Source organism: Streptomonospora mangrovi, assembly GCF_027604915.1.
Lineage (GTDB): Bacteria > Actinomycetota > Actinomycetes > Streptosporangiales > Streptosporangiaceae > Streptomonospora > Streptomonospora mangrovi.
Genome location: NZ_JAJAQC010000008.1, coordinates 202,276 through 224,443, shown reverse-complemented (window position 1 = coordinate 224,443; position 22,168 = coordinate 202,276). Strand labels below are relative to the sequence as shown.

Below are 22,168 nucleotides of genomic sequence, written 5' to 3'. Positions count from 1 at the left end.
GCCGCCCGCGCTTTCAGGCGGCCGCCGCCTGGGCCGCGCGGCGCCGGCGGCGCTCCCCCAGGAGCGTGGCGCCCAGCGCGGCCAGCGCCACGGCCGACCCCCCGGTCATGGCCACGGCCATGGCCGGCCCGTCGTTGCCCAGCACCCCCACCAGCGGGGCGATGAGCGCGCCCAGGCCGAACTGCGCGGCGCCCAGCAGCGCCGCCGCCGTGCCCGCCGCCTCGCCGTGGCGCGACAGCGCCAGCGCGGGCGCGTTGGGCAGCACGAACCCGACCGCCGCCAGCACGAACCACAGCGGGACGATGAACCCGGCCATGCCGCCGGCCCCGCTGTAGGCGAAGGCGGTGAGCACCGCGCCGAACGCGGTGGCCGCCACCAGCGCGTACAGCACGATCTGGCGGGCGGTGAAGCGGTTCAGCAGCACGACGTTGAACTGCGAGGCGCCGATGATGGCGACCGCGCCGACACCGAAGGCGATGCCGAACTCCTGCTGGTTGAGGCCGTACTGCTCCTGGAGCACGAACGCCGAGCCCGAGACGTAGGCGAACAGCGCCGACATGCCCAGCGCGGCCACCAGCGCCATCACCAGGAACTCCCGGTCGGTCAGCAGCGCGCCGTAGGTGCGCAGGACCGGACGGATCTCCCCGGCGCGCCGCCGCTCGGGCGGCAGGGTCTCGCGCAGCGCCAGCACCGCCACCAGGAGCAGCAGCACGCCCAGCGCGGCCAGCGCCGCGAAGACGCCGCGCCAGGACCCCACGAGCAGGACGGCGCTGCCCAGCGACGGCGCCAGGATCGGTGCGGCGCCCATGACCAGCATCAGCCGCGACAGCGCGGTGGCGGCCGAGCGGCCGGAGAACAGGTCGCGCACCACCGCCATGGCCACGACCATCGCGGCGGCGGCGCCCGCGCCCTGCACGATGCGCAGCGCGCCCAGCACCGCGACGTTGGGCGCGAGCATGATCAGCAGCGAGGACGCGATGTGCAGCACGGTCCCGGCGATCAGCGGGACGCGGCGGCCCAGGCTGTCCGACAGCGGACCGACCACGAGCTGGCCCAGGCCGAGCCCGAGCAGGGTGCCGGTGAGGGTGAGCTGCACCGCCGAGGAGGAGGCGCCGATGTCCTCGCCGATGGCGGGCAGCGCCGGAAGGTACAGGTCGATGGTCAGGGGGCCGAGGGCCACCAGCGCGCCGAGCACGAGGATGACGCGCAGCTTCTCCACGCCGGTCGGCTCAGCGGGAGAGGAGGTGGCGGGAGTGGAGGAGGTGGAGGGTGCTGGGGGTGTGGGTGGGGAACCGGTGGTGGACGCGTTGGTAACCGCCACTTCGCGGACCGGCCTTTCCGTGTGTGCAGCAAGGGTGCGTGGAACAGGAACCGCCGCCGCGTCCGGCGCAGGGGACGGGCGGGGACGACGGCGTGTTCAGCACGGCCGGGTGCGGATGTGTTCCCCGTTCGACGGTGTGACGCCGCCAACAGCAGCCCAGCGCGAAGTTCCCGCCCCGTAGGGTCAGCGACCGCAGGGCGGGACATCACCTGGTCACACAGCGGCAATCCGCAGGAAACCCGCGCCCCGCGCAGCGGGGACGCGGGTGGACGCCCGGACACTCAGCTCCGGCGGACGCGCACCACGCCCTCGCGGACCTCGCTCTCCAGCACCGGCTGCGCGGCGGTGGCCGGTCCCGACACCACCGCGCCGTCGGTCAGCCGGAAGGTGCTGCCGTGCCACGGGCACGTGATGCAGGCGGAACCGGTCCCGGCCTCGCCCTCGGCCGCCGACAGCTCGCCCTCCGACAGCGGGCCGCCCAGGTGGGCGCAGGTGTCGGCCAGGACGTGCACCCGCTCGCCGCTGCGCACCACCACCAGGCCGATGTCGCCGATGCGCGCGTGCACCGGGGTGTCCTCGGCGAAGTCGGCCGCCTGGCCGATCTCCTGCCAGTCCTCGGGCAGCCGGTCCACCACGTGGTCGGCGTGGGTGGCCCCGCCCGCCAGGTGGTAGGCGATGTGGCCGCCCAGCATGCCGCCCGCGCCCACCGCGCCCATCCCGAACACGGCCAGCGCCTTGCCCAGCCCGGTGCGCCCGCTCGCCCGCGCCAGCGCCGAGGCGGCGAACAGGGCCGCGCCCGCGCCGTTGGCGGCGGCGTGCACGACACCGGTGCGCTGGTGCCGCTCGTGCTGCTGGGACCAGTCCACCGCGCCGGCGACGGCCGCCGGCAGCGCCGCCGCCAGGCCCACCCCCACCAGCAGCCGCGCGGCGCGCTCGGTGCCGGGGAACAGGTCCAGGACGACCGCCGACGCCCAGGCGCCGATGGGCACCTGGACCAGGATCGGGTGGGCGGGGTGGCCCATCGGGACGCCGTGCAGCAGGTCGCGCAGCCGCCCGGGCGGGATGCGGTCCACGATGGGCTTGAGCCGGCCGACCAAGGGGTCCAGTTCCTCGGCGGCCTCGATGCGGTGCATGGTCGTGACGATTCCCATGCGGCGGTGGCTACCCGCGCTCGGGGCACCGAACCACCGCCGCGGCCCGCACGGCGCGCCGAACCGCCGCCGGCCTCCCACGGGACTCCGCATTCCCGCCGGCTCCCCCGCTTCCTCCCCGCTCCCCCGCGCCCGCCCGCACCCGTCCACCCGGGCGCCGCGCGGGCATGGACGCCGTCTTCGCGGGTAGCCCGGCCGGATGTCCGGCCACTCGACCCGAATCCGACCGAAGAGGAGGCTCGCATGGCTCAGCCGACGTTCATCGAGGTGCAGAAGGCGCTGTCGGGGGTGGGCTACCCGTCCTCGCGCGACGACCTCGTCCAGCACGCGCGGCAGAACAAGGCCGGCGACGAGGTCGTGGACGCGCTGCGCAACCTGCCCAAGCAGAACTACGGCGGCCCCGACGAGGTCAGCCGCGACATCGCCGACGTCAGCGGGGAGTCCTCCGGCTGACGCGCCCGCGCGCCGCCGCCCGCCGGCGGTGGCGCGCCGCGCGGCCGGGGCGACCGGCCGCGCCCGACCGACCCGCAGCACCTGACGAAGTGGAGGGAGCCGGCCGTGACCAACCCACCCGCCCAGCAGCAGCCCCATCCCGGTGAGACCGGGCCGATGGACCCCCAGCCCCGCGACGAGATGCGCGACTACGTCGGCCGCGGCCTGCTGGAGGGCAAGACCGCGCTCATCACCGGCGGCGACTCCGGTATCGGGCGCGCGGTGTCGGTGGCCTTCGCCAAGGAGGGCGCCGACGTCGCCGTGGGCTACCTCAGCGAGGACGCCGACGCCGAGCACACCGCCGAACTGGTCCGCCGCGAGGGCCGCCGCTGCGAACTCATCCGCGGCGACGTCGCCGACGAGGGCCACTGCACCGCCCTGGTCGAGCGCACCGTGCGCGAACTGGGCGAGATCGACGTGCTGGTGGCCCACGCCGCCACGCAGGCGCCGGTGGACGACTTCGCCGAGCTGACCACCGAGCAGCTGCGCCGCACCTACGACGTCAACGTATTCGGCGTCTTCTGGACGCTGCGCGCGGCCGCGCCGCACCTGGCCGCCGACGCGTCGGTCATCGTCACCGGCTCCATCAACGGCCTGCGCGGCAACAAGTCGCTGATCGACTACGCCACCAGCAAGGCGGCGGTGATGAACCTGGTGCACTCGCTGGCGCAGCACTACATGAAGGACGGCATCCGGGTGAACTGCGTGGCCCCCGGCCCGGTGTGGACGCCGCTGATCCCCGCGACGCTGGACGCCGACTCCGTCGAGGGCTTCGGCAAGCAGGCGCCGATGGGGCGCGCGGCCCAGCCCGACGAGATCGCCCCCTCCTACGTCTTCTTCGCCAGCAACAAGCTGTCGTCCTACTACACCGACGAGGTGCTGGCCCCCACCGGCGGGGAGATCCAGCCGGGCTGAGCGGCCGCGCACCGCCGACCGAGGACCGAGAACGGCAGGACAGGAGAGGGAACCGACATGGCACAGACCGACGCCCGGGGCACCGACCTCATCGACGTCATCATCGCCGACCACCGCGCGGTCGAGGCGGTGTTCACCGAACTGGAGCAGGGGGCGCCCGACCCCGAGCACCGCAAGCGGCTGGCCGACCACGTGATCACCGAGCTGGTGCGCCACTCGGTCGCCGAGGAGCAGCACATGTACCCGGCGGCGCGGCGGGTGCTGCCCGACGGCGAGGGGATCGTCGACCACGAACTGGAGGAGCACGCCGAGGCCGAGCAGGTCATGAAGGACCTGGCGGACTGCCCGGCGACCGACCCCCGGTTCGAGGAGCTGCTGGGCACGCTGATGTCCGACATCCGCCACCACATCAGCGACGAGGAGGAGGACCTGCTGCCCCGGCTGCGCCAGGCGTGCTCGCGGGAGGAGCTGGCGGAGCTGGGCGCCAAGGTGCTCAAGGCCAAGGAGTCCGCGCCCACCCGGCCGCACCCGCACGCGCCCGACACCCCGCCCGCCAACCGGATCCTGGACCCCGGCGCGGGCCTGATCGACCGCATGCGCGACGCGCTGGCGGGCCGCTCGCACTAGCGCGGCGGCGCGGCGCGGCCGCCACCGCGCCGGGACCCGATCAGGCGGGCACGCGAGCGGCGGCCCTCCCCCGCATCCGGGAAGGGCCGCCGCTCGCGTGCGTCAGGGACTCGGGCCTCGGCCTGGCACCTCGGCCTCGCCCCTCAGCCGCGCGCCTCCGGGCGGGGCATCTCGGCCTCCGGGCGCGGGCGCGGCACCTGGTTGAACCGCCGGCTGGCGGTGTCGTTGAGGCGGGTCAGCAGCCGCAGCACCGGGCCGGTGCGCTCGCGCGCCTGCTCGCCGGTCTCCAACTCCGTGCCCGCCGCCCCCGGCAGCACCGCCCCGGTGGCGCGCAGCGCCGTCTGGACGAGCCCGGGGGCGACCCCCTTGGCCGCCATCGCGACCCGCGCCGCCGGGGTCAGCACGATGTAGCGCCGCCCCTGGCGCATCCCGCGCACGATGGCGCGCGCCGCGCGCTCGGCGTCCATGGACAGCACCGGCAGTCCCGACAGCAGCGCGAACCAGGCGTACTCCGCACCCGGGCGGCTGATGAACTCCGCGCCCACGTGGGAGCCGGTGCGCATCAGGCCGGGAACCACGGTGGTGAAGCGCACGTCGCCGGGGGTCTCGGCGTCCATGCCCTCGGCCAGCGCGGCCTCGGCGAACTTGCCCACGGAGTAGGGCAGCAGGTGCGGCACGCTGACCTTGGCGCCGATCGAGGTGACGGTGACGACGTTGCCGGAGCGCTCGCGCAGCTCGGGCAGGAACGCGCGGGTCAGCCGGTAGGGCGCCCAGAACATCAGGTCCAGCGCCTCGGCGAGGTCCTCCTCGCTCAGCGCCGCGATCGGCCCCACCCGGATGACCCCCGCGTTGTTGACGAGGATGTCCAGCGGGCCGAACTCGCCGCTGACGCGCGCGGTCAGCGCCGCGATCTCGGCCTCCACGCGCAGGTCGCAGGCCAGCCCGTGGGCGTCGATCCCGCGTCCGCGCAGGTCGTCCACTGCGGTGTCCAGTTCGTCGCCGCTGCGGGCGCACACCAGCACCCGGCACCCGGCGGCGCCCAGTTCGCGCGCGATGAGCAGGCCCAGGCCGCGCGACCCGCCGGTGACCAGGGCGGTGCGCCCCGTGAGGTCGGCGGGACGGGGCAGCGCCCGCCACGCCGTCGCGGCCGCCGCCGCGGTTGCGGCCGCCGCGGCGGCCGTGGTCCAGCGCATGTGTCCTCCACTGTGTTCGTGCACGGGGCCGGCGCTTGTGTCCGCGCGCCGGGGCGCGGGGCGCCGGCAGGGCCGGCGGGACCGGCGGGGTGCGGCGGCCCCGCGCGGGGGCCGCGCGCCGCCCGCCGCGCTAGGCGGCCTGGGGCCGCAGCACCACCTTGACCGCGCCGTCCCGCTTGTGCTGGAACATGTCGTATGCCTCGGCGGCGCGGTCCAGCGGCAGCACGTGGGTGGTGAAGTCGTCCACCCCGAGCGGGTCGGAGTCGGGGTCGGTGAGCAGCGGCAGGATGTCGTCGGTCCAGCGCCGCACGTGCGCCTGGCCCATCCGGATCGTCACGCCCTTGTCGAAGAGGTCCATCATCGGCAGGGGGTCGGCCTGGCCGCCGTAGACGCCGCTGATGGACACCGTGCCGCAGCGGCGCACCACGTCGAAGGCCAGGTTCAGCGCCGAGAGCCGGTCCACCCCGGCGCGCTGCATCAGCCGCTCCGACACCGCGTCGGGCAGCAGCCGCGCCGCCGTCTGGGCGGCCTTGCCCACGGGCGCGCCGTGCGCCTCCAGCCCCACGGCGTCGATCACCGAGTGCGGGCCGCGCCCCTCGGTGCGGTCGCGGATCACCGCCGCCGGGTCGTCCTCGGCGTCGCCGTCGACCACGCTGACCCCGTAGCGCTCGGCCATGGCCAGCCGCTCGGGCACCCGGTCGACGCCGAACACCTGCCCGGCGCCCAGGTGCAGGGCGATGCGGGCGCACATCTGCCCGATGGGTCCGAGCCCGATCACCGCCACCGATCCGCCGGGCGGGATGTCGGCGTAGGCCACCGCCTGCCAGGCGGTGGGCAGCACGTCGGAGAGGAACAGGAACCGCGTGTCCGGCGGCCCCTCGGGCACCCGGATCGGGCCGAAGTGGGCCTGGGGCACACGCAGGTACTCCGCCTGCCCGCCGGGCACGTGCCCGTAGAGCTTGGTGTAGCCGAACAGGGCGGCGCCCTTGCCGTACTCGCGGACCTGGGTGGTCTCGCACTGGGCGTAGTAGCGGTCCCGGCACATGGCGCAGTGGCCGCAGGAGATGTTGAACGGCATCACCACGCGGTCGCCGGGGCCGATGCCGGTGACCTCGGGCCCCACCTCGCGCACCACGCCCATCGCCTCGTGGCCGAGGATGTCGCCGGGCTCCATGAACGTGCCCAGGGGCGAGTACAGGTGCAGGTCGGAGCCGCAGACGGCGGTCGAGGTCACCTCGACGATGGCGTCGGTCGGCTCGCGGATCGCGGGGTCGGGGACCTCGCTGGTCCGGACGTCCTCGACGCCCTGCCACGTCACCGCTCGCATGGGTCCTCCCCTCGTCGTCGGTGGGTGTCCACTGGCCCGGGGCGCGGCGCTGAAACCCGGCGGCGCGCCCGGCGCCGCGCACGCGGCCGGAACAAACGGGATGAACAGCGCTGTTGCCTCAAGGTGGGCCCGCGGCCGTCTCCGGCCCGGCCCGCACCGCCCGCGCGCCCCGGCGCGCGCCGCGCCGCTCCCGTCCGCCAACGAAAGGCCGCACGCCGTGTCCGTCCCCGTATCCCTGCTCGACCTGGCGCCCATCAACGAGGGCATGACCGCACGCGACAGCTTCGAGGCCAGCGCGGCCGTGGCCCGCAGCGCCGACGACCTGGGCTACCGGCGGATCTGGTACGCCGAGCACCACAACATGGCCACCATCGCGTCCTCGGCCACCAGCGTGCTGATCGCCCACATCGCCACCCTCACCCGCCGCATCCGCCTGGGCGCGGGCGGGGTGATGCTGCCCAACCACGCGCCGCTGACCATCGCCGAGCAGTTCGGCACCCTGGCCACGCTGCACCCCGACCGCATCGACCTGGGGCTGGGCCGCGCGCCCGGCAGCGACCAGAACACGATGCGGGCGCTGCGCCGCGACCCCGCCTCGGCCGACACCTTCCCCCAGGACGTGCTGGAACTCCAGGGCTACCTCACGGGCGAGTCCCGGATCCCCGGCGTGGACGCGATCCCGGGCAAGGGCACCAACGTGCCGCTGTACATCCTGGGGTCGTCCCTGTTCGGCGCCCGGCTCGCGGCGGCGCTGGGGCTGCCCTACTCCTTCGCGTCCCACTTCGCGCCGGCCGCGCTCCAGGACGCCGTGGCCCTCTACCGGCGGGAGTTCAGCCCCTCCGACCAGCTCGACGCGCCCTATGTGATCGCCGGCGTCAACGCCACCGCCGCCGACACCACCGAGCAGGCCAAGGAGCAGGCGCACCTCGCGCGGCGGCGCATGGCCGCCCAACTGCTGGCACGCGGGCGCACCCTCACCCCCGAGGAGGCCGACGCCGCCCTCGACTCCCCGGCGGGGCGGCAGGTCATGCAGATGGCGCAGTACTCGGCGGTGGGCGACCCCGGCGAGGTGCGCGCCTACCTCGACTGGTTCGCCGGGCACGCCGGCGCCGACGAGCTGATCGTCGCGCCGCAGGCGGGGACGTTGGAAGGCCGGCTGCGCACCGTGGAACTCGTGGCCCAGGCGATGGAGACGGCCGCCGCCTGACGCCCGCCCGGGTCCGGCGTTTTCGCAGGTCAGGCAAATGTGAACGTATGACTCGCGTTTGCCTTTTGCGGGTCGGACGGGTCAGAGTTGAGGCACTCCCGACCCGATCCGACCCCTGGCCTGAAGGGGTCCGCCGCCGCATGCGCGCGTCGGCGCCACCCCCGCGAGAGGACCCGCATGACCCACCCGGCCCCCGCCTCCCCCGATACCGAGGTCAGTACGTTGGGCGGCGCCCCCGTCACGGCGCCGCCGATCGTCATCCGCGGCGCGCGGGTGCACAACCTCAAGGACGTCTCCGTCGAGATCCCCAAGAACCGGATCGTCGTGTTCACCGGCGTCTCCGGCTCGGGCAAGTCCTCGCTGGTGTTCGGCACCGTGGCCCAGGAGGCCCAGCGCCAGCTCAACGACACCTACCCGGCGTTCGTGCGCGGGTTCCTGCCCAAGTACGAGAAGCCCGAGGCCGACCACGTCGACAACCTGTCGGCGGCGATCGTGGTCGACCAGAAGCCGGTGGGCGGCAACTCCCGCTCCACCGTGGGCACCGTCACCGACATCCACCCCCAACTGCGGGTGCTGTTCTCGCGCATGGGCGAGCCCTCGGCCGGGATGTCCTCGGCCTACTCCTTCAACACCCCCGCCGGGGCCTGCCCCGAGTGCCAGGGCCTGGGCCGCAAGGTGGGGCTGGACCCCGACACGTTCTTCGACCTGTCCCGCTCCCTCAACGACGGCGGGGTGCGGTTCCGGATGTTCGAGGGCGGCATTGCGGGCAGCATGTGGACGGCGGTGCTCGACGGCGACAAGCCCCTGGGGGAGTTCACCGAGGAGGAGTGGCGCACGCTGCTCCACGGTGGCCGCGACAAGACGCTGAAGGTCCCGGTCGAGACCGGCAGCGGCACCTACAACATGACCTACGAGGGGATCGCCGACCGCTTCGAGCGCCTCTACCTCAAGCGCGACATCTCCGGCATGAGCAAGCGCAGCCGCGAGGCGGTGCAGGCGGTGATCCGCGAGGGGCGGTGCCCGGCGTGCGACGGTGCCCGGCTGGCGCCGGCGGCGCTGGCCTCGCGCATCGACGGCCGCAACATCGCCGACTGGACCGCGATGGAGCTGGACGACCTCATCGGGGTGCTGGAGGAGATCGACCACCCCCAGGGCACTCCCATCGCGCGCTCGGCCGCCGCCGCGCTGCGCCGGCTCAGCGACATCGGCCTGGGCTACCTCAGCCTGGACCGCGAAACCACCACTCTGTCGGGCGGCGAGGCCCAGCGGCTGAAGATGGTGCGCTACCTGGGGTCGTCCCTGGTGGGCATGACCTACGTCTTCGACGAGCCCAGCACCGGCCTGCACCCCCACGACGTGGGCCGGCTCAACCGGCTGCTGAAGGCGCTGCGCGACCGGGGCAACACGGTGCTGGTGGTCGAGCACGACCGCGACGTCATCGGGATCGCCGACCACGTCGTGGACATGGGTCCGCTGGCGGGCTCCCACGGCGGGCAGGTGGTGTACTCCGGGCCGCCCGAGGGGCTGCGCACGAGTGACACCCTGACCGGGCGGTGCCTGCGGCGGGCCACCGGGCTCAAGGACGCGGTGCGCGAGCCGCGCGGCTGGCTGCGCGTGGACAACGCCCGGCGGCACAACCTCAAGGACGTGTCGGTGGCGGTGCCCACGGGCGTGCTGACGGTGTTCACGGGGGTGGCGGGCTCGGGCAAGAGCACCCTGGTCACCGACGTGTTCGCCGCCGCCCACCCCGAGGCGGTGCTGATCGGGCAGCAGGCCATCACCGCCTCCAGCCGCTCCACCCCGGCGTCGTTCCTGGGGATCATGGACCCGCTGCGCAAGAGCTTCGCCGACGCCAACCGGGTGGACCCGGGCATGTTCAGCTTCAACTCCAAGGGCGCCTGCGCCGCCTGCGGCGGGCGCGGCGAGATCACCGCCGAGATGTCGTTCATGGACCCGGTGACCATGGTCTGCGAGGCGTGCGAGGGGCGGCGCTACGACAACGCGGTGCTGGCCTACCGGCTGCGCGGGCACACCATCGCCGAGGTCATGGCGATGACCGCGGAGGAGGCCGCGGGGTTCCTCACGGAGCAGAAGATCGCGGCGCAGTTGCGCCACCTGGTCGAGGTGGGGCTGGGCTACCTGACGCTGGGCCAGGAGCTGAGCAGCCTGTCGGGGGGCGAGCGGCGGCGGCTGAAGCTGGCCACCCACCTGACCAAGCGCGGCGGCCTCTACATCATCGACGAGCCCACCAACGGCCTGCACATGGCCGACGTCGACACCCTGCTGGCCCTGCTGGACCGGCTGGTGGACGCGCGCAACACCGTGGTGGTGATCGAGCACGACCTGGACGTGGTCAAGCACGCCGACTGGGTGATCGACCTCGGCCCGCACGGCGGCAAGGACGGCGGCCGCATCATGTTCGAGGGCACCCCCCACGACCTGGTCGAGGACGAGCACTCCCTGACGGCCCGCCACCTGCGCGCCGACCTGGCGGCGGCGGAGTAGCACCGCCCGCCGGTCCGGGGTGGGGGCCGCACAGCGGCGCCCCCGCCCCGGACCGGCGACGCCCCGAGGCGGGCCGGGCAGCCCCCGCACGTCCTGCCGGCGATCCGGGGCGGGCGGCGCCTTCAGGCGAGCAGCGCGCCGGTGCAGCCGTGCGCCGTCCACAGGTGCTTGCCCGACCCCATCGATCGAATGTATGTTCGATCCAGTCGTTCGGGCGGCGGCAGCGGCCGCCGGCTGAACGCGCGGCCGCCGGGACCGCTCACGGCACGCCGGCCCCCCGGTGCGCACCCGGCGGCCGCGCCCCCAGCACAATGGTCGCCATGGCCACCACCCGACACCCCCGGCTGGAGATCGAGTACTGCACCCAGTGCCGCTGGCTGCTGCGCGCGGCCTGGACGGCGCAGGAACTGCTGACGACCTTCCGCACCGAACTCGGCGAGGTCGCGCTGATCCCGGGCACGGGCGGGGTCTTCGAGGTCCGCCTGGACCAGGAGCGGCTGTGGTCGCGCGCTGAGGACGGCGGGTTCCCCGACCTCGCCGCGCTCAAGCGCGCGGTCCGCGACCGCGTCGCACCCGACCGGTCGCTGGGCCACTCCGAGGGGCGCCGCGAGTAGCTCCCGCCCGGCGGGCGGCGGGGGCCGGGCGGCGCCGCGCGTCCGGCCACGGCCCGGCGCCCGGCCTGCGCGGCGGCGCCGGGGTGTGCTTGAATCAGCCCAGCGCACGCCTTGCACCGCGCCGCCGCGGGGAACACCGGTCACCGTTCCCGCCCGCCCGTTCGACCACCGCTTGTCAGCCCGACAGCCCGTCAGCTCGTCAGCCCACGGCCGGAGCCGCGATCACCCGGCGGCCGGCGCGCGGCCCGCTCTCGCCTACAGGGGCGCCATGGTCAGGAACACGGTCCGGCGGCTGTTCGCCGCGTTCGTCCTCATCGCGATCGGCTGGGCGGCGGCCATGCTCGTGATCGGCTCCGACGGGCTGCTCAGCGACCTCGCCCTGCGGCTGCTCCCGCTGGGCTGCGTGCGGGCGTTCGCCAGCTACCCCGCCCAGTACGACTGCCAGGACATCGGCTTCGTCGGCGTCTTCGCGTTCTGGGGGCTGGCGGCCTCGGCGCTGACCCTGCTGGTGTGCGCGGTGGCCACCTGGAACGGGCGGTCCGCCGATCCCCGGCGCGAGGCGGCCCGGCCCGACCCCGACGACTGACCCCGCGCCGCCGGGAAAACCGGTGGCCGCGCCGCGCCGGCGGGTGCAGGGTGGTGGCCGCACCTCCCTCCTCCCCCGCCAGGAGCCGCCGATGACGCACGCCACCGACGAGGCCGCCCGCATCGCCGAGCAGGGCACGATCCTGCGCTGCCAGGTGGGCTCGGGCCTGCACGGGATCACGGTCGGCGCGCAGCACGACCGCGACGAGATGGGCGTCTGCGTGGAGCCGCCGGAGTACGTGATCGGGCCGCGCTCCTTCGAGCAGTACGTCCACCGCACCCGCCCCGAGGGCGAGCGCTCGCGGCCCGGCGACCTCGACCTCACCGTGTACTCCCTGCGCAAGTGGCTGCGGCTGGCCCTGGAGGGCAACCCCACCGTGCTGCTGCCGCTGTTCGCGCCCGAGCACGAACTGGTCGCGGTCACCGGCCTGGGCCGCGAACTGCGCGCCTCGGCCGACCGCGTCGTGTCGCGCCGAGCCGGGCAGCGGGCCCTGGGCTACCTGACCGCCCAGCGCGACCAACTGCTGGGCCGGCGCGGCGGGCGCACCAACCGCCCCGAACTGGCGGAGGTCCACGGCTTCGACACCAAGTACGCCTACCACATGGTGCGGCTGGGCGTGCAGGGCGTGGAGCTGATGGAGACCGGCCGGGTGACGCTGCCGATGCCCGAGCCGTGGGGGTCGTGGCTGCGGGCCCTGCGCCGGGGCGCCCACACCCGCGACGAGGCCCTGGCGGTGACCGCCGACCTGGAGGAGCGCCTGCGCACGCTGGCGGCCACCGGCCCGCTGCCGCCCGAGCCCGACACCGCGTGGGCGGAGTCCTGGCTGGTGGACGCCTACCAGCGGACCTGGCGGGCGGCGGCGCCGGTGTGACCGCCGGGGCCGCCTGGGGCGGGCGGCCCCGGGCCGTCCCGGCCGGCCCCGGGCGGCCGCAGGTGGACGCGGTTGCCGCCATCGCCCGGGGGAGCTGCGGCCCCGCGCCGGGACGGTGTGTCGCGGCCCACTAGAGTCTCCCCATGCCCAGGACTGGAACACGTTTCACACGGTGGGTCGTCGGCGTTCTCTGCGTCGTGGCGGTCCTGGCCCTGCTCGCCGCCGGGGCCGGCCTGTGGTCGGTGCGGCGCGCCTTCCCCCAGACCGAGGGCGAACTGGCGCTGCCCGCGCTCACCGGCGAGGCCACCGTGTACCGCGACGGGCGCGGCGTGCCGCACGTCTACGCCGCCACCGCCGAGGACCTCTTCCGGGCGCAGGGGTTCGTGCACGCCCAGGACCGGTTCTGGCAGATGCACTTCAACCGCATGACCACCGCCGGGCGGCTGGCCGAGCTGTTCGGTCCCGACCAGGTGGGCACCGACGTCTACCTGCGCACCATGGGCTGGCGGCGCGTCGCCGCGCAGGAGTACGACCTGCTGGAGCCCGCCACCCGCGCCTACCTCGACGCCTACGCCGAGGGTGTCAACGCCTACCTGGGCCAGCGCGGCGGCGGCGAACTGGGGTTGGAGTTCACCGTGCTGGGCGTGCTCAGCCCCGACCACGAGGTCGAGCCCTGGACCGCCGTGGACAGCCTGGCCTGGCTCAAGGCCATGGCCTGGGACCTGCGCGGCAACATGGCCGAGGAGATCGAGCGGGCCGGCCTGGTGGCCGACGGCCTGACCCGCGAGCAGGTGGAGGAGTTGTACCCCGCCTATCCCGAGGAGGAGCACGCGCCGATCGTGCCCGGCGGGCAGGTGCGCGACGGCGCCTTCACCTTAGACCCCGAACCCGAGCCCGAGGCGGACCCGGGCGACGGGGGCGACACCGCGCTCCCGCCGGCCGGCGCCGCCCCGGCGCTGGCGGAGGTGGGCGCGGACCTCGCGGCCGTCCCGCCTCTGCTGGGTCCGCAGTCCTCCGGCCTGGGCTCCAACTCCTGGGTGGTCTCGGGCGAGCACACCGCCTCAGGTCTGCCGCTGCTGGCCAACGACCCCCACCTCGGGGCGCAGATGCCCTCGGTGTGGCACCAGACCGGGCTGCACTGCACCGAGGTGACCGACGCCTGCCCCTTCGACGTCACCGGGTTCGGCTTCGCCGGCCTGCCCGGCGTGGTCATCGGGCACAACGCCGACATCGCGTGGGGGTTCACCAACCTGGGACCCGACGTCGCCGACCTCTACCTGGAGCGGATCGAGGGCGACGCCGCCGTGGTGGACGGCGAGCGCGAGCCCCTGGAGACCCGCGAGGAGGTGGTGCGGGTGGCCGGCGGCACCGACGTCGCCTTCACCGTCCGCTCCACCCGCCACGGGCCGCTGCTGTCGGACGCGGCCAGCGCGCTGGACCTGCGCGAGATCGGCGAGGCCCCGCCGGTGGACGCCGAGGGCCGGCCCGCCGAGGAGGCCGCCGACGCGCCCGAGGGCGGCTACGGGGTGGCGCTGAGCTGGACCGCGCTGGAGCCGGGCACCACGGCCGACGCGATCTTCGCGATGAACGCCGCGACCGACCTCGCGTCCTTCCGCGAGGCCGCCCGGTCCTTCGCCGTGCCCGCGCAGAACCTGGTCTACGCCGACACCGAGGGCACCATCGCCTACCAGGCGCCGGGGCGCATCCCGGTGCGCGGCGCCGGGGACGGCCGCTGGCCCGCGCCCGGCTGGGACTCCGACCACGACTGGACGGGCTACCTCGACTTCGAGGAACTGCCCGCCGCGACCAACCCGCAGTCGGGGTTCATCGTCACCGCCAACCAGGCCGCAGTGGGGGCGGACTACCCCCACCTGCTCACCGCCGACTGGGACTACGGCTACCGCTCCGAGCGGATCCGCACCCTGCTCGCCGACGCCGTGGAGCGCGGCGGGCTCACGGTCGCCGACATGGGCGAGATCCAACTGGACAACGAGAACAGCGGCGCCCGCGCGATCGTCCCCTACCTGCTCGACGCACCGGCCGAGGGCACCGCCGCCAAGGGGCGGCGGCTGCTGGCCGACTGGGACTTCCAGCAGGACACCGACTCCGCCGCGGCGGCCTTCTACAACGCGGTGTGGCACCACCTGCTCGACCTCACCTTCGACGAGCTCGGCAGCGGCTACCCCATGGACGGCGGCTCGCGCGGCTGGCTGGTGGTGAGCCGGCTGCTGGCGGACCCGGACTCGCCGTGGTGGCAGGGCACGGTGGCCGACGGCCGCGACGCGGTGCTGGCGGAGGCGATGGAGCGCGCCGCCGAGGAGCTGACCCAGACGCTGGGCGACGACCCGAGCGCGTGGCGGTGGGGCGACCTGCACACCCTCACGGCCGGCCACCCGTCGCTGGGGTCCTCGGGCATCGCCCCGCTGGAGTGGGCGTTCAACGGCTCCACCGTGGAGGCGGGCGGCGGCACCAGCGTCGTCAACGCCACCGGCTGGGACACGCAGGAGGGCTACGAGGTCACGGCGGTCCCGTCGATGCGGATGACCGTGGACCTCGCCGACTTCGACCGCTCCCGCTGGATCGACCTCACCGGCCCGTCCGGTCACGCCTTCCACCCCCACCACCAGAACCAGACCCCGCTGTGGGCCGCCGGTAAGACCATCCCCATGCCCTTCACCCGCCCGGCGGTGGAGGAGGCGGCGGAGGATGTGCTGACCCTGCGCTGAGGCGGCGAGGGCACCGAAGCCAAGCGGGGGTCCGGGCTCGCGGCCACCGGTCAGCGGGGCGGATGGCCACGGCAGAGACGAGGGCACCAAAGCCGAGCGCGGCCCAGGACCCCCGACCACCGGCCCTCGGGTCAGTTGGTTGAGGTGGCGACGGGTCGGGGCGGCCGCGCTGCCCGCGCAGTGGGGCTCCATGACCTGGGAACTGCTTGGGATGGCTCGTTGGAGGGGTCGGGTGAATCGAATCCGCACCTCCACGCGGCTCGGCGCCGCACGCGAACCGATCCGCTCAATCCCGCGAGCACGCTTGGTCACCACCCCCCACTCCCCCCACTTCGCCCGTCCCACGCCCCCGCCGCCGCCGGATTCTCGTGACCTGGGACTCTCGCGCGCATGATCGTCAGGGGCTACCATGTCCGCCGATCTTCGGCCCCCCAAGCCCGATCGCACCCAGGCACACCCCTCCCCACCGACCGCCACTCTCCGCGACTACCGGATCACTGGATACGCGCCCATGAGCCCCAGCCACGGCCCCGACCAGCCGCCGCCCCCCACCGGCTGCCCCCTCCACGACAACGCCGTCCCCCTCCCCGACTTCGCCGCCGACGACGTCGACCCCGCCGACTACCTGGAAGGGCTGCGCGCCACCCACGGCGCCCTGGCGCCCGTGGACTTCGAGGACGGCGTGGCGGCCTGGCTCGTGCTCGACTACTCCGCGCTCGCCGAGGTCCTCAAGGACCCGCACCGCTTCCCCCGCGCCTCGAACCACTGGCGCGAGCAGACCGAGGGCCGCTTCGGTCCCGACAAGTCCTCCTACACCCTCTTCAGCGACCGGGGCGGCCTCAACGCCCTGTGCCTGGACGGCGAGGAGCACCGCCGCCGCCGGGCCGCCATCAAGTGGGCGCTGGACTCCCTCGGCGGCGCCCGCGTGCGCGTGGACGCCGCGCAGCTCGCCGACACCGCCGTCAACGGCTTCTGCACCGCCGGGCAGGCCGACATCGTCACCGACTTCGCCGCCGTCGTGCCCGCGCTCATGCTCAACCGGTGGTTCGGCATGACCCAGGACGAGTTCGGCTACCTGGTCGAGTGCATGGCCCGGCAGTGGGAGGTCGACGCCGACTCCACCGCGGCCCAGCAGCGGCTCGTCGAGCACGGCGCCCGCATCGCCGAGGCCAAGCGCGCCGCCCTCAAGGCCGGCGAGATCGGACCCGGCCACGACCTGGTGGCGGCCCTGGTGTCGGCGCCGCAGAACCTCTCCGACATGGAGATCGCCTTCGACCTCGAACTGCTAATCGCCGCCTCGGTCGACCCCGTCAAGAACCTCATCGCCAGCACCGTGCACCTGCTGCTGACCGACCGCGCCATCGCCACCGAGGTGGCCGGCGCGCGGGTGAGCGTGTCCGACGCGGTGGACCGGGTGCTGTGGACCGACCCGCCCATCGCCACCCTGCCCGGCCGCTTCCCCACCACCGACGTCGTCATCGAGGGCCGCTCCGTCCGCGCCGGAGAGGGGCTGGTCCCCTGCTACCTGGCGGCCAACCGCGACCCCAAGCTGGGCGCCCAGACCCTGGGCTCGGGCAACCAGTCCTACCTGTCCTTCGGCGCGGGCGCGCACGCCTGCCCCGCGCGCGGGCTGGGGATCGGCGCGGTCGCCGCCGCCGTCGAGACGCTGCGCCGCCGCCTGCCCGACCTGCGGCTGGCCGTCCCCGCCGCCGACATCCGCCCGCTGCCCACGGTCTACCGGCGCGGGCCCCGGAGCCTGCCCGTCGCCTTCACCCCCGCACCCGTCCAGGAGACCGCCACCGGAGGAGCCCCGTGGAACCCGTCGAACTCCCCGTCCGGCTCGACCCCCGCGCGGGCGACGTCCACGGGCAGGCCCGACTCCTCCGTGGAATCGGCCCCCTTGTCCCGGTTCGTCTCCCGGGTGATGTCGTTGTTTGGGCGGTGACCCGGCACGCCGAACTCCAGGAGATCCTCACCTCCCGCGACTTCTCCCGGTCCAGCCGGAACTGGCGGGCGCTGCGCGACGGCGAGGTGCCCGACGACTGGCCCATGATGAGCAACGTCCTGCTCCAGAACATGCTCACCGCAGACGGCGCCGACCACCGGCGCATGCGGTCGCTGGTCTCGCGCGCCTTCACCCCGCGCCGCGTCGCCGACCTGCGCCCGCGCGTGGACGCGATCGTGGCCGACCTGCTGGCCGGCCTGGACGCCGCCGGCGGGCGGGCCGACCTGCGCGCGGCGTTCGCGTTCCCGCTGCCCATGCGGGTGCTGGCCGAGCTGTTCGGGATCGCCGAGGAGGACCGCCCGCGCCTGGTCGGCCTGGTGCGCCGCGGTTTCGGCTCCAGTGTCATGACCCCCGAGGAGGGCGCCGGGTTCTACGAGGAGATCCACGAGGTGCTGGGCGCCCTCATCGAGGAGCGCCGCGCGGCCCCCGCCGACGACCTCGCCAGCGCGCTGATCGCCGCGCGCGACGGCGGCGACCGCCTCAGCGACACCGAACTGGTCGACATGCTGTTCCTGTTCCTGGCCGCCGGGTTCGAGACCACCGAGGGCGTGCTGGTCAACGCGGTGCGCGCGCTGCTTACCCACCCCATCTACCTGGAGTTCCTGGCCCACGGCGAGGTCACGTGGGAGGGGGTGGTCGAGGAGGTGCTGCGCTGGGACACCTCGTTGTTCACCCTGCCGTTCGCCTACGCGCTGCGCGACGTCGAGGTCGGCGGGTCCGCGCTGCGCGCCGGCGACGCGGTGCTGCTGTGCTACGGCGCGGCCGGGCGCGACGAGACCTGGCACGGCCCCGGCGCCGAGGAGTTCCGGCCCGAGCGCGAGCAGCGGCAGCACCTTGCGTTCGGCTGGGGGCCGCACCACTGCATGGGCGCGCCGCTGGCGCGGATGGAGGCGACGGTGGCCCTGCGGGAGCTGTTCACCGCGTTCCCCGACCTGCGTCTGGACGCCGACCCGGCCGACCTGCCGGCGGTGCCCTCGCTCATGGCCAACACCGCCGAGCGCCTGCCGGTGGTCTACACCACCCGCCCGGAGCGCGCCCGCCGCACCCGGGCCTCGCGCGAGCGCTGAGGGCGGGGGCGCCATAATCGGAGGCCGCACCCTGAAACGCGACACGAGGACGGCGCCGTGGCGGCATCGCTGGACGACCTCCACCGGGAACTGGTGGAGCTGACCCCGCTCGCGGGCGACCTCACCCCCGCCAACCTGGCGCTGCTCCAGGAGCGCCTGCCCCCGCTCACCGCGGCCCTGGGCGAGCACCTGGTCGCGCGGCGCGAGGGCGTCGCCCGGATGGCCGCGTTGGGGGCCAACCGCCTGCTGCCCGACGCCCTCTACCGGGACGGCGTCCGGGCGCTGCGTGCCAAGGACCACGGCCGCGCCGAGCACCTCCTGCTCCAGGCCACCGCCGAGCAGGTGGCGGCCGCCCTGCGGCTGATCGACTGGCGGGACGCGATGGAGCGGCCGGCGCTGGACAACGAGATCGCCGAGGCGGTGTCGCAGGGCTGGCAGTCGTGCTGGGAGCTGACCAAGGCGCAGCGCGGCAACGGCCGCTGGGAGGCGGCCGAGCAGGCGTTGGCGGCGGTGGCCGAGCGGGTCGCCACCGACGGCCGCTGGGAGGGCGTGCAACAGGACCTGAAGGCGGTGCGGGCAAAGCTCACCCAGGTGCGCCTCAGGGACGGCGGCCACCGGCTGCGCGCCGCGCTGCACTCCCTGCGGCGCGACGTCCGCCAGGCCGAACAGCCCGCGCCCACGATCACCGGGTACATCGCCGCCACCGGCGAGGCCCCCGGCCGCGTCCACACCCCCTTCTTCACCCACCGCAACTACGAGCGCCGCACCCGGGGGCGCTGACGGGCGCGGAGGCCGCGGTGATCGGCGCGGCACCTGCCGAAGGCCCCGCCCGAGTCGCGATCACTCCGCGGTGAACCTCGCGGGCTCATCCGTGGACAGGTGGTCCTGCACCACGATGGTCTTGGCCTCGGTCCCTTCGGGCACATCGAACGCCTCACTGCCGGGGTTGATCTGCTCCGGGAAGAACTGCGAATCGATGAGTTCGTGGCTGGAGTGCTCCCGGCCCTTCCCATCCACCAGTGTCACGTTGGTGGAGTCGAACGTGGCGGCTTGGTCCCCGATGTCCGTACATGACCGATCCTCCGATTATTACGAGGAGGTTGTACGTCTTCTTTCATCGTGCGCCCGGTGTTCCACACATGCGGGAAACCGCGCTTCTCCAAAGCGTAAAGAACCCACACGATCCACGGCGGAGTACTCAGGCCCCGCGTGCGGCCCGGGGACCGGGCAGGGACGGGGGCGGGGTTCGGCGGCCTGGGGAGAGGCCGGCGGCCACCGTGGTGCCTGCCTTGGCGACAGCCTTGAGGATACCGCGCGGAGGGGTGATCGGGCGGTGTCCGCCCAGGTAACCGCCTTCGTCCGGGTTGGCCGTGTCGGAGATTCGCGCGCGCTGGACCGCGTTCTTGAGGGCGTCGTGCGCCGACTCGAAGCGGTTCCGGTGGTCCCGCACGGCGTCGGCGACGGCCCGGCTGACGACATGCTCGCCCGAGGCGCGGTCGGCGTTGGCCCGCGCCCGCTCCAGAGCGGTCTCGACGTGGGCGCCCAACCCGTGCGGCAGCGCGTCCAGGGCCGCCCTCGCCGCGCGGGTGCGGGGGTCGCTCCGGGCGTCCTCCGCGGAGATCCGCTCGTTGACCTGGGCGAGCACCGTGTCGACAAGCGACCGGTACAGGACGAGCGCCCGCCGGCCCGCGCGGCGGATGGACCGTTCGCCTTCGACGGGTCCGGCGGCCTCCGACCGGTGCAAGGCCGCCTTGCCGAAGGTCCACGCCGTGTGGTGGTCGCCGGACTCCTTCAGGTGCTCGACCAGTTCCCGGGCCGCCTCAACGGTCTCGACGTGGCGCGGCCCGTGCGCCTGGGCCGTCATGGCGTGGATCTCGGTGCGCGCCGCCGTCATCTCGGTGTCCCAGCCGCCCGTGCCGGGGGTGGTCCGCAGGCGGGAGCCGACGAGGTCGTCGAAGGCGTCGGGGTTGTCCCGTTGGGCGGCCGGGACGGCGGACCGGACCTCCTTCAGCCCGGCGACCACGCCGTGGAGCACCCGCAGCCCGGAGGTGCGCGCCTCGGCGGCCTCGGTGTCCAGCCCGGCGTCGGTCAGGAACTGCTGGGCCGCCCGGTACTTGAGGGCGGCGCCGCCCAGGTGGCCGGCCTCCTCCAGCAGCGATCCGATACGCCGGGAGATGCGCCCGCGCTCCGCCAGGTGGTCGCGGCTCAGGGGGTCGTAGCGGGCCAGCCGCTCCGCCTCCACCGCCGCGGCGGCCAGCGGGTTGCGCTTGGCGACCTCGGCCGCGAGCGCGGCGAGGTCGGCGGGCACCAGGATGTCGTGGGTGCGCAGCCCCTTCTTGAGCCGGGTCTCGGTCCCGGCTTCGGGGCCGTGGGCCACCGACCGGCGTGAGCCGCTCCAGTGCCGGTGGGCCTCGGTGAGGATCGCGCGGGTGTCCAGCTCGGCGAAGGGCGGGCTCTTGCCGTCGCGGCGAGCGAATGCGTCCGTGTAGACCTGGGTGAACGCCTCCAGGTACGCCTGGGCGAACACCGCCAGGGAGCGGGCGTCGTGCGCCGCCTTGTCCGTGCCGTCGGCCATGGTGAGAGCCCTTCCGCTCGACCGGCCGCGCCCGGGCTCCGGCGCCGGTGCCGGTGGTGCCCGGCGATCTTACCGGCCCGCTCCGGCAGGCGCCACGGGCCGTGCCGCGGCGTCCGCCCGGGGTCGGGGGGCGGGGATCAGTAGCCGCCGGGGCGCCCCGGCGGCGGAGCCGCGCCCGCGCCGCGCACGGTGATCACCCGGGTGGCGACCGCCTTGTCGTGCAGCGCCTGCTGGTAGGGCTGGTCCCACAGCGGCCACAGCACGTCGATCAGCCAGCCCAGGCAGGTGACCGAGCCCAGGACGACGTGCACCAACTGGCGCCCGGCGGACAACCCCAGCGACGGCGGCTCGCCCGTCTTCATCGAGACGACCTTGATCCCGAACAGCCGCTTGCCCAGCGTGCGCCCGCTGCGGGCGTGGGGCAGCCAGAAGTAGCTGAACGCAAGGAAGGCGCCCACCGCGCCGCAGAAAAGCGTGGTGGGGATCCCGATCGCCGCCTCCTGCTCCTCGGGCAGGTTCTGGCCTTCGAGGATGTAGACGATCAGGCCCAGTCCGCCGTAGAAGCAGACCAAAAAGATCGGCAGCGCGATCAGGGTGTCGATGACGTAGGCGCCCACCCGCGCGATCCAGCTCGCCGGCGGCGGCCACACCGGGCCGGGCTCCGGCAGCGGCGGCGGCACCGGGCCCGGCGCGCCGTAGTCGCCGGGGAGGGGCGCCGCGTAGCCCCCCGGCGCCGGCGCGCCGTACGCCGGCGGCGCCGGGTACCCCGCGTGCGGCGCGGGGGCGGGGCCGGTGTAGGGCGGGCCGTAGGGCTGGGGGCTGTAGGGGTCGCTCATGGGGGCTGGTCCTCGGTGACGGGGGCGGGCTGCGGTCGGGGCCGGCGCGCGGGCCGCGGGACGGCGGGTCAATTCTGGCACAGCGCGTCCCAGTCGCGGCCCGTGCCGACCGGGCGACGGGGCCGCCCCGGTGCGGTGCGGGAAACGCGC

Annotated in this window: 19 protein-coding genes; 12 read left to right on the top strand and 7 right to left on the bottom strand. The window is 74.8% G+C overall.

Translation table 11 applies throughout. The features are described from left to right. Window positions 1-13: 13 nt before the first annotated feature. Window positions 14-1,219: a Bcr/CflA family efflux MFS transporter gene (locus LG943_RS07235; RefSeq protein ID WP_270071405.1), complete on the bottom strand. Its 1,206-nt coding sequence runs from the start codon at window positions 1,217-1,219 to the stop codon at window positions 14-16. A gap of 383 nt (window positions 1,220-1,602) precedes the next feature. Continuing rightward, entirely contained in the window at window positions 1,603-2,472 is an 870-nt protein-coding gene (locus LG943_RS07230) for a Rieske 2Fe-2S domain-containing protein (protein ID WP_270071404.1), read from the bottom strand. 243 nt (window positions 2,473-2,715) lie between these two features. On the opposite strand from LG943_RS07230, the gene LG943_RS07225 reads away from it, so the two are divergent. The 3 genes from LG943_RS07225 (at window position 2,716) to LG943_RS07215 (ending at window position 4,506) form a co-directional block, all read left to right on the top strand. Continuing rightward, window positions 2,716-2,925 (top strand): DUF2795 domain-containing protein, encoded by a 210-nt coding sequence (locus LG943_RS07225; protein WP_270071403.1) that lies wholly within the window; start codon window positions 2,716-2,718, stop codon window positions 2,923-2,925. Window positions 2,926-3,081: 156 nt separating this feature from the next. After that, the gene (locus tag LG943_RS07220; RefSeq protein WP_270071419.1) at window positions 3,082-3,879 is read left to right on the top strand and encodes an SDR family oxidoreductase; all 798 of its coding nucleotides are present in this window, start codon (window positions 3,082-3,084) and stop codon (window positions 3,877-3,879) included. Window positions 3,880-3,936: 57 nt separating this feature from the next. Then, window positions 3,937-4,506 (top strand): hemerythrin domain-containing protein, encoded by a 570-nt coding sequence (locus LG943_RS07215; RefSeq protein WP_270071402.1) that lies wholly within the window; start codon window positions 3,937-3,939, stop codon window positions 4,504-4,506. Between the two features lie 143 nt (window positions 4,507-4,649). On the opposite strand, the gene LG943_RS07210 is transcribed toward LG943_RS07215, so the two are convergent. Together LG943_RS07210 and LG943_RS07205 are read right to left on the bottom strand one after the other, a co-directional pair. Then, window positions 4,650-5,699 (bottom strand): SDR family NAD(P)-dependent oxidoreductase, encoded by a 1,050-nt coding sequence (locus LG943_RS07210; protein ID WP_270071401.1) that lies wholly within the window; start codon window positions 5,697-5,699, stop codon window positions 4,650-4,652. A 130-nt stretch (window positions 5,700-5,829) separates the two neighbouring features. Continuing rightward, entirely contained in the window at window positions 5,830-7,026 is a 1,197-nt protein-coding gene (locus tag LG943_RS07205) for a zinc-dependent alcohol dehydrogenase (protein ID WP_270071400.1), read from the bottom strand. Window positions 7,027-7,243: 217 nt separating this feature from the next. Between LG943_RS07205 and LG943_RS07200 the strand changes: the two genes are divergently transcribed. From LG943_RS07200 to LG943_RS07160, 9 genes are all read left to right on the top strand, one after another. Further along, window positions 7,244-8,233 (top strand): LLM class flavin-dependent oxidoreductase, encoded by a 990-nt coding sequence (locus LG943_RS07200; protein WP_270071399.1) that lies wholly within the window; start codon window positions 7,244-7,246, stop codon window positions 8,231-8,233. Window positions 8,234-8,410: 177 nt separating this feature from the next. Next, window positions 8,411-10,738 (top strand): excinuclease ABC subunit UvrA, encoded by a 2,328-nt coding sequence (locus LG943_RS07195; RefSeq protein ID WP_270071398.1) that lies wholly within the window; start codon window positions 8,411-8,413, stop codon window positions 10,736-10,738. Window positions 10,739-11,058: 320 nt separating this feature from the next. Continuing rightward, window positions 11,059-11,352, top strand: a complete 294-nt coding sequence (locus LG943_RS07190) for a SelT/SelW/SelH family protein (protein WP_270071397.1) — start codon at window positions 11,059-11,061, stop codon at window positions 11,350-11,352. Between the two features lie 268 nt (window positions 11,353-11,620). Continuing rightward, the gene (locus LG943_RS07185) at window positions 11,621-11,938 is read left to right on the top strand and encodes a hypothetical protein (protein ID WP_270071396.1); all 318 of its coding nucleotides are present in this window, start codon (window positions 11,621-11,623) and stop codon (window positions 11,936-11,938) included. A 91-nt stretch (window positions 11,939-12,029) separates the two neighbouring features. Then, a complete protein-coding gene (locus LG943_RS07180) occupies window positions 12,030-12,809 on the top strand; it encodes a nucleotidyltransferase domain-containing protein (protein WP_270071395.1) in 780 nt (259 codons plus the stop codon). 143 nt (window positions 12,810-12,952) lie between these two features. Then, window positions 12,953-15,535, top strand: a complete 2,583-nt coding sequence (locus LG943_RS07175) for a penicillin acylase family protein (RefSeq protein ID WP_270071394.1) — start codon at window positions 12,953-12,955, stop codon at window positions 15,533-15,535. A gap of 511 nt (window positions 15,536-16,046) precedes the next feature. Beyond that, window positions 16,047-17,480: a cytochrome P450 family protein gene (locus LG943_RS07170; RefSeq protein WP_270071393.1), complete on the top strand. Its 1,434-nt coding sequence runs from the start codon at window positions 16,047-16,049 to the stop codon at window positions 17,478-17,480. After that, window positions 17,477-18,607: a cytochrome P450 family protein gene (locus LG943_RS07165; protein ID WP_270071392.1), complete on the top strand. Its 1,131-nt coding sequence runs from the start codon at window positions 17,477-17,479 to the stop codon at window positions 18,605-18,607. The genes LG943_RS07170 and LG943_RS07165 overlap by 4 nt, the downstream gene beginning before the upstream one ends. Window positions 18,608-18,664: 57 nt before the next feature. After that, the gene (locus LG943_RS07160; RefSeq protein ID WP_270071391.1) at window positions 18,665-19,387 is read left to right on the top strand and encodes a hypothetical protein; all 723 of its coding nucleotides are present in this window, start codon (window positions 18,665-18,667) and stop codon (window positions 19,385-19,387) included. A 60-nt stretch (window positions 19,388-19,447) separates the two neighbouring features. Here the strand turns inward: LG943_RS07160 and LG943_RS07155 are convergent, their stop codons facing one another. The 3 genes from LG943_RS07155 to LG943_RS07145 all read right to left on the bottom strand — a co-directional run bounded on the left by LG943_RS07155 (window position 19,448) and on the right by LG943_RS07145 (window position 22,018). Continuing rightward, entirely contained in the window at window positions 19,448-19,633 is a 186-nt protein-coding gene (locus LG943_RS07155) for a DUF4352 domain-containing protein (RefSeq protein WP_270071390.1), read from the bottom strand. A 172-nt stretch (window positions 19,634-19,805) separates the two neighbouring features. Beyond that, the gene (locus tag LG943_RS07150; RefSeq protein ID WP_270071389.1) at window positions 19,806-21,182 is read right to left on the bottom strand and encodes a hypothetical protein; all 1,377 of its coding nucleotides are present in this window, start codon (window positions 21,180-21,182) and stop codon (window positions 19,806-19,808) included. A gap of 137 nt (window positions 21,183-21,319) precedes the next feature. Beyond that, window positions 21,320-22,018, bottom strand: a complete 699-nt coding sequence (locus LG943_RS07145; RefSeq protein ID WP_270071388.1) for an RDD family protein — start codon at window positions 22,016-22,018, stop codon at window positions 21,320-21,322. Between the last annotated feature and the right edge of the window lie 150 nt (window positions 22,019-22,168).